Here is a 12,468-nt window from a genome sequence, read left to right as displayed (position 1 = left end):
ATTATTGCTTTTTAAGAACAACAACTTCTTTAAAGTTTTTTTCTGCTTTTTTAATAGCAGCATTAACTTCTTTTTGTTGTTTCGGGTTGAGAGTTAAAAATTTCATTTTCAATTGATGCGTATAAATAATAGTGTCATCAACGTTTTCATAAGCGATGTCAAAGTCAAAATACGTGTTATGTAAAGAGAAGTTCTCTGGAAGATAATCAATGGCATAACCTTCGGGAATGTTTAGAGACGTTTTGTAATCGTAAAAACATTTGTAGTTGATTTCGGTATCATTTTCTCTGTCTTCTTCAGTTTTATAATACGCTAGGTCTTGATTTAAATTGAGATTAACATAAATTTCATCTCCTAAATTTTTAATGTAATCACTTATTTTAAACGTGTAGTCTATAATGAAGCTTTTGTCATATTCAAATTTGTTAGTTTCAGAAATAGAATCCACCAAGAATTTGTTGTTACCTTTTCGAAGTTTTCTGTTGTAATACGCTTTGAGTTTTACGTCTGTATCTTCATCTTCTAACTGAACAAAATAATCTCTTTTATAATAACCTGTTAGCTCAGTTTTACTTGTGCCAAGTAGTTCTTTACCGTCGATACTAAGTTCTGTATATTCCTTAAAATAATTAGTTTCAGGAGCCATAACTGGTACTTTTTTGATTTCAAAATCAGTTTCGCTTTTAGATATTAACGCTTCTTTACCTTGAATAAAAGACGAGGGCATTTCTAAGGGTAAATAACGACCAGTAGCATCTAGAAAATAGGTTTTATCATCTAAGTCTATAGATAAAATCATGTGGTTATCAACAATTGGTGTAGGTACTTCATTGTAGCTGTAAGGAATTGTTCGCGTTCCAATCCAGGTAAGGTTACCTTGTAATCCGGCAATTTTAAGCATTTCGTACAAAATACTCGAATTGTCTTTGCAATCGCCATATTTTTTATTGAATACATCGTTCGCTTCTCGAGGAATAAAGCCGCCTAAAGCATATTCAAAATCAATATATTTTATGTTTTTTTGAGTCCAGTAGTAAATAGCTCTCACTTTTTCAATATCACGTTCCTGATCTTTGGTTAAATCATTAACTAAAGCCACTAGTTTTGGGTCAGGTGCACTAGTGTTGATGTCTTTTACCAATGAATAATACCATGAGTACAAATCGGAAACATCATTTAAAACACTTATTTTTTTATCTCCAATTTTATAATTTGTAATAATTGGAACAATGTGAGGTAAAACTCGTTTATAAGTAGGCACATTGGCTTCACTTTTAAAGCGATCTACATTTGAAAGTTCCCAGGTGTAAATGATATTTCCTCTTTTTTCTTTTTTGCTGAAGACAATATCAAAATCCTCTGTATTGAACTCCTGAAATCTAAATTCGATATTTTTATCGGCAATTAGTGTGACTTTTTTCTTTTGTATCGGAAAGAAATCACCGAAGTAAATCGGACTTAAAAAACGTGGGTTCTTGACGTTTTCAGAGTATTGTAATTTTGTTTTTCCACCTACTGAAAGTTTAGGGAAAATAAAATTGAGAGATTTGGTATCATCGTGAAATGAATTATCTAATTCATCCTTTTCAATAAAATCTTCCACTTTATAGGCTTTATATTTGCCGTTATCAAATTCATATGAGGTTGCTTCAACAGAGTTTAATTCAAAAAACGCTGAAAAATTAAGTGCTCTTTTAGAACCATACGTTGCAGAATTATCCAAATAAAGATCTTCTTCAGTAAACGATTGTTCAATAGTTATTTCATCATTTTTTAAGGCGACAGAAATAACCACTTCATCTAACAATCTCACAATATGAGATTCGGGATATTTGTTTTTGTTTAATTCAAATTCTGCCGAAAGCTGAGCTTCAACATGACATGGAATGAAAACACTCAATAGAAGTAGTGTTAGAAAATTACCAGTTTTAATTTGTTGTAGCGTACACTGTGCCATTCGAATAATATTCTGTTTTTGTAAGACGTCCTGATTCGTCATAAAATTTTGCCTCGCCATGTCTTTCATCATTTAAAAAATTAATAGATTCTTTTAGTTTACCATTAGGATAAAATCGCTCTTTTAAACCATTGTTATCGCCATAGGTCAGATGTGTTTTTGATCTTATTTTTCCGTCTTCGAAGTAAGTAGTATTTACATCGTGAACTTCGCCTTTATCATAGATCGTCAAACTTTCCAGTTGTCCGTTGTAATAATAGGTTTTGTAATCGCCTTGAATGTCTCCATTGACATATTCAAATGTTCTTGACGGTTTGCCATTATCATAAAAAGCTTCAATTTTTATGGTTTCATTGGTAATAGGAATCATTTCTTTTTCGTTTCCGTTAGAATCCTGATAGGTGTAACCAATGAGTGTGCCATAATTGTAAATACGAACTAGTTGCAGTTTACCTGATGGACTGTAAAATTCTTTTCTTAAGTGTTCCTGATCATTTAAATATTCAGTAGTAATTGAAAGATTACCGTTTTCGTGATAGGATAAGGTTTTTCCAGATTGATTACCAAATTCGTAAGAATAGACATCTTCTAATTGTCCAGATTCAAAATAATTTTTTAATTCACCATGCAAATTACCATTGCGATAATTGGCAGTGCTTTTTACGTTTCCGTTGTCGTAATACCAGGTCCATTCACCAGTCATTTCATCATTATGATAACTTCCTGTGATACCAACATTACCATTAAAATTGTAAAATGTGTAGGCGCCATGTTTTAACTGATTAACGAAGTCTGTTTCTGTTTCTTTGTTGCCATTTTGGTAATGTGTTATGCGTTTAAATTTAGAATCAGAAGTACTTAAATTAACGGTTTCGAAAGCCTGTTCATCTGTATTAAAATAAACATCTTTAATAGGTAAGCCATATTCGTACGTTGATTCACGATTTAATTTTCCGTTAACACTCATATATTGTTGAGTGCCATGCAAATCGTCTTTATGGAAAAAATTTATAGCTTCCAGAGCACCATCAATGTAATAGTATCGCCATTCGCCATGCCTTAGACCATTTTTGTACCAACCTTGCGATTTCAATTGACCACTTTTATAAAAATACTGATAATAACTGGTACTGTTTTCTGCATTGTATTCGTGAGTGCTCTCAACATCTCCTGTGCTATAATAAATTTTATGCGTTTCAATCGGACTATCATTTTCATAAGTACCTTCTTCAGAAAGTGTCCCGTTATTCGTATAGAATTTCCAGTATCCAACTTTTCCACCACTTATGTCGTATAAACCTTCTGCAGCTTTATTGCCATTAGGATGATACCCTTCATAATAAAATTCGCCTCCCTTTTTTCTTTTATCGGAAAGGATATTTCCAGATTTATCATAAAATTTATAGCTGATAATTTCTCCTTTTCTGTATTGAAATTCAGACGTTAATTTACCGTCTCTATCATAAGTTTTGTAGAGATCATCTAATTGTCCGTTGCTATAAGTGTATTCACTATTTAGAATGCCATCGTCGTAAAAAGATTGCCATAATCCGTTAAAAAAGCCATTTACAGACTGACCGACTTCTTTTTTATTTCCGTTAGTATGATAAGTTATGTATGGCCCATCGAGTTTGTCGTCTTTATAACTTGCTTCTAAAGATTTTTGTTTATTCCAGTAATACTGAATCTCTTTTCCATTTCTTAAGTTATTTTCAAATTGAATTGTGGAGTACAAATCGCCATTTGCATAATACTCCTTAAAATCGCCAACAATGATATCTTCTTTATAATCTGCTTCAAACTCAATAAGAGATTCACCGATATCAAAAAATGCTAAATACTTACCATCAAGTTTACCTTCTTTGTAGTATTTTTTTTGTTTTAAACCTCCTTTATTAATGTAGTATTTGTATTCGCCATCATAATCATCATTCTTAGAATTAGCTAATATATATGGTTTTCCATCGTCGTAGTATAATTTGTTTTTACCATTTAATTTGCCGTCTTTATATATGGCAATTTCTCTTACAGCTCCATTGTCGTGATACCACGTCCATTCATTTTCACGTTCTCCCTTATTATTGTAAAAACCTTTGCTTGATAGCTGTCCGTTGTTGTTATAAAAAGTCCAGTCTCCTATACTAACACCGTTTTTTTCTTCTCCTTCTCCTTGAAAAACACCTTCATAGTAATAATGCGTTAGTTTTGAATTGGCATTTTCATTAAAAATCCCAAACCATTTGGTAACGTAAGCTTCAACAAACGTTTCTATATTGCCAGTGTTTTTTTCGATAATTTTCTTGTAGTCTTCATTTTTTATTGAGGCATTTATGGTGTAAGTAAAGTTATCAAAATAATCGTTAGAAGCGATCCATTGGTATAAAGGGATATAATAATTATCCCAAAAACCACCATTAGCTTTAATTGTTTTTAGCTGTTCTAGAAGCGCATGATTTTGCTTCACTATAGAGATTTTTATTTTATTTTCTATGTTGTAATTAGAGTTTAATGCGACTCTGTTGTTTAAGATAAGATCAATACTTTCAAATGCGCCGTCATCGGGTGAAATACTTAAACTTGAAATGGGCTCATTTTCATTTTTTGTAGAGACTATGTCATTGACATATTTTAACAAGCTAAACGCTCTTTCAGTATCAGGTTCTGAAAGCAAACTCATATTAAAACACATTAAGGCTTGCGCCATAAGTTGCTGGCGATAACAGATGTTGCCCAATTGTAAATGCGCATTTCTGTATAAGGGATTATAAATAATTGCATTTTGATAAGCTTCTACTGCTCCAGGAATATCATCTAAATTTTCTAAAGCGATACCTTTATTATACCAAAGTTTTGGGTTTTTCGGAAATAATTTTAATGCGTCTTCATAAACCGTTAGTGCGTCACTGTATTTCTCTTGACTTGAATAACTAACCCCTTTATTCATGAGTAGAAAAAGTTTCGATGTTTGATCACAATCAGAAGATAATCCTTCATTAGTTATGTCTAAGGCATCGTCAAATTTTTCTTGAGCAATGAGATAATATGATTTTGTGGTGAGTACAGAACAATAAGTAGAATCATTTTTATGGATTGTATTTAGTTGTTCAAGAACGTTGTCATAATCCTGTTCATTGGCACTTTCTGATACTTTAGCGTAAACAATTTCATAGTCTATATAAGGAATTTTTTCCTGGCTATAGGAAGCCAAACAAAACGATATAAACAAAACGGTAACTAAATATTTCATAATTGATGTAGAATTCTATTAAATAGACAATATACTATTGTTAGATATAAAATTTGAAAAAAGAACAAATTAATTTTGGTTTAAAGCTTCTTAATTACGTGTGTTACAATTCCCCAGATTTGAAAATCACTGCTTTCTGTAACTAAAATAGAATCATAAACTGGGTTTTCAGGTTGAAGATATACACCTTCTGAAGTGACTTTTAAACGCTTTACGGTAAATTCACCGTCAATAAAACACACTGCAATTTTATTGTGAACAGGTTCTAAGCTTTTGTCAACAACCAGTAAATCACCATCATCCAATCCAGCTCCAATCATTGATTGTCCGCTCACTCTGGCATAAAATGTGGCCTCTTTATTTCTTACTAACGTTTTGTCAAGACTAATTTTATATTCTTTAAAATCGTCGGCAGGAGAAGGGAAACCAGCCGAAATACCTGTTTGAGCTAAAACAATTTCTAGAGATTGTGTCTCATCTGGAGTATAAAACTCAAGTGCGTTTTTTGGAGTTAAGAATTTTAATGACATTTTACAGTAAGTATTTCGTTAATATTGGTCGTGTATTTTGAAGAAAAACGTTCTTGTCGCATTTTCCAAGTACGTTTCAAATCTTGATTACCTAATTTTATTTTATGTGATTCGTATTTTTTATTGATACGATCGATAGTTTTCATGAGAGGTTTATGTTTCGGGTTTTCAATTGTAAATAAGTTGAGTTGTCGCTCGTTTTTTGGTACTAATCCCATTAATATAACACCTGCTTTTTTGTAATGTAAGCCTTTTTTAAAAATATCTTTTAAAGCTTCAGTAGCATATTTACTAATAATTAAGCTGGAGTCTGTAGCATAAGGCAGATTTACAATAGTACTCATAGACTGATATCTTTCCCCTGTTCTATTGTGCTTATTATTTTTGATAAATACATAAATCATATTACAACAAGAATGTTGCTTGCGTAATTTTTCGGAGCAACTGGTCGCAAATGTAGAGATGCGTTCTTTTAAATTATCAAGATCAGTATAGGTGTATTCAAAACTAGGTGTTGTAGCAATAGCTTTTTTTTGTAGAATAGGTTCTTCTAACGCTAATGTTGAAATGCCCAATAATTCTTTTTTCAAGCGCAGACCTACAACAGCCATATTCGTTCTTATCCATTCATCGCTAAGTTGTGTAAAATCATAAGCATTGATACAGTGTCTTGATTTTAATCGTTTCTGCAAGCCACGACCTATACCCCAAACCGATTCGATTTTTGTCCATTTCAATGCTTTTACGCGTTTGTCTTCAGAATCTATCACATAAACACCATTGGTTTGTTTCGGATATTTTCTGGCAATTTTATTAGCAACTTTAGACAAAGCTTTAGTTGGAGCAATACCAACACATGTTGGAACGCCTGTCCATTTTAAAACACGTTGTCGTATCTGAAGGCCATAAGCATTAAAATCATAATCCTCAAATCCTTTAAATTGTAAAAAAGCTTCATCAATGCTGTAGACTTCTACACCTGGTGTAAATTGTTCTAAAATAGACATCACACGATTACTCATGTCGCCATAAAGAGGATAGTTTGATGAAAACACACGGATATTATGCGCTTTGAAAAACCCTTCATATTTAAATGCAGGTGCTCCCATTGGTAAACCCAAAGCTTTGGCTTCATCGCTACGAGAAATCACACAACCATCATTATTTGATAAAATGGCAACAGGTTTGTTGTTGAATTGTGGCTGAAAAACGCGTTCACATGAAGCATAAAAATTATTACAATCGACGAGTGCGAACATGAGCTAAAGATAGAATAAAACTTTTGTTTTTAATTCTGTTTTTTAGGAAGAGAACGTTAAATTTTTTTGAAGTAATCGTTAGTACATTCAGGATTAGCTTCGCTAAGTTGAGGATTGACTTCGGCCATCCCAATTAGATAATCTTGAGCAAGCATAGAAACCTAACACACCAAAAAAGGTGTGTAGATTTTTTCATTCAAAGAAATCATTAAGAACCTTTGGTTCAATAATTTAATTGAATAAAAAAACCTGCAACATTTGTTGCAGGTTTCCTTTTGCAGAGAGGAAGGGACTGTTTTTTATTAAATACAGTTAATTTGTAATTCACTAATTATTAAGTTTATTATATTTTAAATCGCTTAAAATCAATTTTTTATATTTTAAAACACTATTTAAACGGCTTGAAGTGTATTGAAATAAATGCAATAATTGTGGACTAAATGTGGACTAAAATATTACATTTGTATTATGGCGACAATAAAGTTTTATATACAAAGTAAAAAAAGTCCAGCAGGTATTTATGTTAGATTTAGAGATGGACGAGCAATAGATGCTAAATCAAAAACAAAATTTGTTATTAATCCATCAGATTGGAGTTCCTCTAAAGAACGACCAAAGAATTTAAAAGATGAGGGGTTTAAGAAACTAAATTCAGACTTAACACAATTTAAATCTGAATTACTAAATCACTATAATAAAAGCGTTAATAATTCTGTAATTGATTCAAGCTGGCTAAAAGATTTTATAAACCCTTCAATGAAGCAAGGTGATATTCCTACAAAACTTGTTGATTATTTTGATTATTATGCTTTAAGCAGAAAGGATATAATTAAACCCGAAACTTTCACCAAAATTAATACTAATAAATTATTTATTGAAAAGTTTGAATTGTACAAAAAGACAGAATTTTTCATAAAAGATGTTAATTTGCTTTTTATAAAGGAGTTTAAAGAGTTTTGTAACCAACACAATTTAGCTCAAAATACCTTTGCAAGAAAAGTGAGATACATTAAGACTATTTGTCTTCATGCACGGAAAAATGGGATTGAAACTCATTTTCAATTAGATAGTATTAAGTCTAAGAATGAAAAAATTCCAATAATTTTCTTGACAGAAACTGAATATAGTAATGTATGTAAAAAGGAATATGAGTTCGAGTATTTAAATAATGTAAGAGATTGGCTAATTGTCTGTTGCGAAACGGCTCAGCGAGTGTCTGATTTTATGCAGTTTACTAAAGATCAAATTCGTTTTGATGGTGAAGATTCGTTTATTGAATTTACACAAATCAAGACAGGGACGAAAATGTCTGTTTTCGTTACTCCAAAGCTTTCAAATTTACTAGACAAAAATGGAGGTAATTTCCCAAGAAAAATTAGTGCTGCTAAATTCAATAAATACGTCAAAGTTCTTTGTAAAGAAGGAGGTCTTACTAGTCTGGTTGATGGAGCACTTAAAAACAAAGAAACTAAAATAAGAGAAGTTGGGAAGTTTCCTAAATGGCAGTTAATCTCGTCTAAAGTTGGAAGGAAAACTTATGCCAGTAATTATTTTGGAAAACTTCCAAACGAACTTATTATGTCACAAACAGGACATAAAACAGAGTCTTCATTTCTTTTATATGTAGGTAAGACACAAACATCAATGTCCAAACAACTTGCAACTGCATTTAAGAATTTAAAAAATGAATAAATTATGAAAAAACTAACGTTTAAGGAATGGTATGATGGAGACGTGACTCTTCAATATGCTAAATTCATTTATAAGGGGAAAGAGAAAAAAGAAGATAAAGAAGATAAACCCGAATTAGTTTCTTGGGATGATTTTAGTGATGAAGATGTCGATCAAATAAAGAAAAAGCAAAAGGAAATATTTCACGAAATTATAAAACTTCGGTTGGATAAGTTAAAAGTCAATTTTAAAGAATCTTATAATCGCTCTCAAATAAAGGGTGAATTGTTAGAAATAGAAAAGCAGGAATGCATCAATATTTTATCTGCTCCTATACCTCAATCACAGAAAATAATATCTAAAGAATGGAATGTATTATTTGAGTTAGACGACTTGTTAAACATTCAATATTATTTTAAGAATGTGATTTTAGGAGGAAACGATGATGGGTATGATTTTATCCAATCCCCCAATGACAAATATCAAGATATAACAAAAACACCGTCTGAGGCGTATGCTCAATTACTATTCGATTATTTTCAATGGTTAGATGATAGTTTTAAAAGCCTAGACGAAAATTCAGATCAAGAAAAAAACAATAAGTCAAAAAAAAGAGACAAGACTAAAATGTTATGGTTTCAGGTTGGATTACTTTTTGCTAATGGAGAAATGGACCGTCTTATAAATAGGTATCAAGTTGGGGATCTCGCTAGTTATGCTGCAATTTCAAAAGAGCTTGGGAATGAAAACTTTAGACCCTATATATCAGAATCTATTCATGGTTCAAATAAAAATGACAAAAATATATTTTCAGACAGAAAGAAATTGCAAAGTATAATCGATTACTGTGAGAGTGAAGGTATTTCAATTATAGATAGTTTTACAATGCGTATGAATAAATATAAATAAATCAGTACTGAAACAGTACGGTACCGCGAGAGAGTACCGATGAATTAAATGGATATTGCTTTCAAATAAATTTTAAGCAAATGAAAAACCAAAATTCAAACTCAATAACTTTTGACAATTTGCCAAGTGCTGTTGCAAAAGTTTCCAATGAGGTTTCAATTATAAGAAACCAATTAGAAGAACTCAAAAACTCATTTGAGCCAAAAACTCCCGACGAAAATCTTACTCGTGATGAAGTTGCCAAAATATTAAAATGTGACGTCTCCACTGTTCATAATTGGACAGTTAAAGGGAAGCTAAAAAAGTACGGAATAGGCAATAAGGTATACTATAAGAGAGCCGAAGTTGAAGCTGCAATTATAGCCATTTAATTTTTTTGTTATGAAGTGGTTACACGAAGGGTTAATAAACCCAGAAGCTGAATATATCAGCTTAAAGGAAATAGGAAAGCTATTTAGTCCCCCAATTTCGCAGGTCAGCCTTTGGAAATGGAAAAAGCAAGGTGAATTTAAACTCACACCTTACCTTTTTGGAAACAAGAAATTCTACAAGTTGAAAGAAGTACTTGATGAAATAGAACGTCATAAAATTTTGTAACTATGGGAGTCAACAATAATAAAGAAGATGTTTTATCGAAAATAAATTCTTACGAGGCACTAAACAGGTATTTAAAACCTTATCATAACTCATCAATGTTAAAGAAAGGGAAATTAATATCTAATCCATTTTTAGATGTTAAGCAGAAAACACCTTCCTTTAACATTTATAAGGGTAATAATGGAACATGGAGATATAAAGATTTTGCAACATCAGATGATGGTGATGTAATTGATTTAATTATGAAACTAAAAGGTGTTAATTTCAAGGATGCTTTAAAAGTATTAAGCCAAGATTTCAATCTAGTTAATGAAAACCCAAATCATAGTTTACTTGAAATTAGTCATTTTGAATGGGGTGTTGATTATATTAATTTTTGGAATTCTTACAATATTGAAAAAGAGGCATTAATTAAGTTTGACGTGTTTCCAGTTAATTTCTTCACTAGAAAATTAAAGAAAGGGTTATTTTCAAAGGTTCAATCAACGAAAGACAACCCAATATATTCTTATAAAATCAGTAATGATTGTTATAAAATTTATCAACCTTTTTCTCCAAAGTATAAATTTAGTTGGTTAGGTGTTAAGCCTGAAGGATATGTGTTTGGACTAGATCAGTTGCCAGATGAAGGTGATGTTGTTTTTATCACAGGTGGAGAAAAAGATGTAATGTCTTTTTTTTCTACAAACTATTCTGCTATTAGTTTGAATAGTGAAACTGCACTTCCTACGCAGGAATTAATTAGTGATTTAAAGTTCCGTTTTAAAGATGTTGTCATTTGCTATGATATTGACGAAACAGGCTTAGAGCAATCAAAAAAAATAGCTCAAAAGTATGGTTTGAAGAGGTTGATATTACCCAAAGAATTGGAAGAAAAATCGGGTAAAGATATATCAGATTTACTTAAACTTGGTTTAGAATTTAATTATAAAAAGTCAGAAATTGAAGATTATTCTAAAGACGAAAATTTACACGGTTATCTTCCTTTGTTACTAAAAACACAGAAGGCACTAACAGACCGTAAGTCCGAAAAAATAGCTAAAACAGAACCAATATTAACCCAAAACGGGCAGAGTATCATTTTCCCTAGAACAATTAATATAATTCAAGGTAAAGCAGGTGTACATAAAAGCAGATTAGCTGAAACTTTTTGTAGTGTGTTTATTAAGCATCAAGAATATGAAAATTATCATCTAGGCTTTAAAACGAGTATTAGTAATAAACCGACTGTGTGTTATGTTGATACAGAAAGAAATCTAACGGATCAATTTCCCTATGCAATTCAACAGATGCTTCAGAAAGCGGGTTACTCCAAAAGCGATAATCCTAGCCAACTTGATTACATATCTTTATTAGAAATCCCTAGAAAAGACCGTTTCAAGGCACTAACAGATTATTTAAATTATGTTCGTCAAAAATTTCAAGGACATTTAATAATCATTCTAGATGTTGTTACAGATTGTATTAAAGATTTTAACCGATCAGATGATAGTATGCAACTTATTGATTTAATGAATGTAGCGATCAATAAGTACGACGTCACTTTTATTGGATTAATTCACGAGAACCCAGGCAGTATAGATAAAGCAAGAGGACATTTGGGAACAGAACTTATGAATAAATCTAGCACTGTTATGCAGTTGGGTTTTGAAAAGGGTAAGAATGGAAAGCCAACGGATTTAATTTTACTCAACTTTTTGAAAGCTAGAAGCACCAAAAGATTTGAACCTATTTATTTGATGTATTGTGAAAAATCAAACGGATTATTTTTGGCTGATTCGGATCAGATTAAAGATGTTATTCATTCTCGTCATTTAAAAGCTGAAATTGATAGTGTTATTAAATTCTTAGAAGAGAATTTAAATGAACCAATAAGTAGTGGTGATTTACTAGCCTTGTTAAGTCGTGAATTTGATTGTAGTGATAAAATTATTAGGACTAGATTGAAAGAGATTGTCGAGACTAAAATTCAAATTGTAAAAAATAAAACACCCAACAACTTATTTAAAATTAAACAGGGGAAGGAAATGATATATAGTCTTGAACCAATTAATAATAGCACTGAACAGTTTTCCTTAAACACTAAGTAATTTAACAATGGAAGTTGGAAGCCCCTTATATAAGGCTTTTCCAGCTTCCATTGTTATTTTTTATCAATTTCACATAAACCAAATGTATGTTATTTTAAATCTTGTTTAAATGGAAAGTCGAATAACCTAAGCTAATATAAATTAACTTAGATTTAGTTAGCAAATCTTCTTATGAATTGAATGTTCTTCTTCCTATTTTTATAAAAAA

Annotated in this window: 9 protein-coding genes; 5 read left to right on the top strand and 4 right to left on the bottom strand. The window is 31.2% G+C overall.

The window, feature by feature from the left end; translation table 11 throughout:
• Window position 1: 1 nt before the first annotated feature.
• From TD18_RS10730 to TD18_RS10715, 4 genes are all read right to left on the bottom strand, one after another.
• Window positions 2-1,957 (bottom strand): DUF3857 domain-containing protein, encoded by a 1,956-nt coding sequence (locus TD18_RS10730; RefSeq protein ID WP_040252550.1) that lies wholly within the window; start codon window positions 1,955-1,957, stop codon window positions 2-4.
• The gene (locus TD18_RS10725; protein WP_040252394.1) at window positions 1,929-5,204 is read right to left on the bottom strand and encodes a toxin-antitoxin system YwqK family antitoxin; all 3,276 of its coding nucleotides are present in this window, start codon (window positions 5,202-5,204) and stop codon (window positions 1,929-1,931) included. Before TD18_RS10725 ends, TD18_RS10730 begins: the two co-directional genes overlap by 29 nt.
• Before the next feature lie 80 nt (window positions 5,205-5,284).
• The gene (locus TD18_RS10720) at window positions 5,285-5,734 is read right to left on the bottom strand and encodes a LexA family protein (RefSeq protein ID WP_040252392.1); all 450 of its coding nucleotides are present in this window, start codon (window positions 5,732-5,734) and stop codon (window positions 5,285-5,287) included.
• A complete protein-coding gene (locus TD18_RS10715; protein WP_040252390.1) occupies window positions 5,725-6,993 on the bottom strand; it encodes a Y-family DNA polymerase in 1,269 nt (422 codons plus the stop codon). Before TD18_RS10715 ends, TD18_RS10720 begins: the two co-directional genes overlap by 10 nt.
• A 468-nt stretch (window positions 6,994-7,461) precedes the next feature.
• Between TD18_RS10715 and TD18_RS10710 the strand changes: the two genes are divergently transcribed.
• The 5 genes from TD18_RS10710 (at window position 7,462) to TD18_RS10690 (ending at window position 12,260) form a co-directional block, all read left to right on the top strand.
• Entirely contained in the window at window positions 7,462-8,685 is a 1,224-nt protein-coding gene (locus tag TD18_RS10710) for a phage integrase SAM-like domain-containing protein (RefSeq protein WP_040252388.1), read from the top strand.
• A gap of 3 nt (window positions 8,686-8,688) precedes the next feature.
• On the top strand, window positions 8,689-9,573 hold the full coding sequence (locus TD18_RS10705; protein ID WP_040252386.1) for a hypothetical protein: 885 nt from the start codon (window positions 8,689-8,691) through the stop codon (window positions 9,571-9,573).
• Between the two features lie 80 nt (window positions 9,574-9,653).
• Window positions 9,654-9,944 (top strand): helix-turn-helix domain-containing protein, encoded by a 291-nt coding sequence (locus tag TD18_RS10700; protein ID WP_052461135.1) that lies wholly within the window; start codon window positions 9,654-9,656, stop codon window positions 9,942-9,944.
• Between the two features lie 10 nt (window positions 9,945-9,954).
• A complete protein-coding gene (locus TD18_RS10695) occupies window positions 9,955-10,170 on the top strand; it encodes a hypothetical protein (protein WP_040252383.1) in 216 nt (71 codons plus the stop codon).
• 2 nt (window positions 10,171-10,172) lie between these two features.
• Window positions 10,173-12,260, top strand: a complete 2,088-nt coding sequence (locus TD18_RS10690) for a toprim domain-containing protein (protein WP_040252381.1) — start codon at window positions 10,173-10,175, stop codon at window positions 12,258-12,260.
• The last annotated feature ends 208 nt before the right edge of the window (window positions 12,261-12,468 follow it).

Origin of the sequence: Psychroserpens mesophilus, assembly GCF_000826645.1 — a bacterium.
Lineage (GTDB): Bacteria > Bacteroidota > Bacteroidia > Flavobacteriales > Flavobacteriaceae > Psychroserpens > Psychroserpens mesophilus.
This window is presented reverse-complemented; position numbering and strand designations above follow the sequence as displayed.

What these genes read in the sequence shown, in the direction of transcription:
- TD18_RS10730 (WP_040252550.1), bottom strand. Translation starts at nt 1,957, where the DNA reads ATGGCACAGTGTACGCTACAACAAATTAAAACTGGTAATTTTCTAACA.
- TD18_RS10720 (WP_040252392.1), bottom strand. Translation starts at nt 5,734, where the DNA reads ATGTCATTAAAATTCTTAACTCCAAAAAACGCACTTGAGTTTTATACT.
- TD18_RS10705 (WP_040252386.1), top strand. Translation starts at nt 8,689, where the DNA reads ATGAAAAAACTAACGTTTAAGGAATGGTATGATGGAGACGTGACTCTT.
- TD18_RS10695 (WP_040252383.1), top strand. Translation starts at nt 9,955, where the DNA reads ATGAAGTGGTTACACGAAGGGTTAATAAACCCAGAAGCTGAATATATC.
- TD18_RS10715 (WP_040252390.1), bottom strand. Translation starts at nt 6,993, where the DNA reads ATGTTCGCACTCGTCGATTGTAATAATTTTTATGCTTCATGTGAACGC.
- TD18_RS10710 (WP_040252388.1), top strand. Translation starts at nt 7,462, where the DNA reads ATGGCGACAATAAAGTTTTATATACAAAGTAAAAAAAGTCCAGCAGGT.
- TD18_RS10690 (WP_040252381.1), top strand. Translation starts at nt 10,173, where the DNA reads ATGGGAGTCAACAATAATAAAGAAGATGTTTTATCGAAAATAAATTCT.
- TD18_RS10700 (WP_052461135.1), top strand. Translation starts at nt 9,654, where the DNA reads ATGAAAAACCAAAATTCAAACTCAATAACTTTTGACAATTTGCCAAGT.
- TD18_RS10725 (WP_040252394.1), bottom strand. Translation starts at nt 5,204, where the DNA reads ATGAAATATTTAGTTACCGTTTTGTTTATATCGTTTTGTTTGGCTTCC.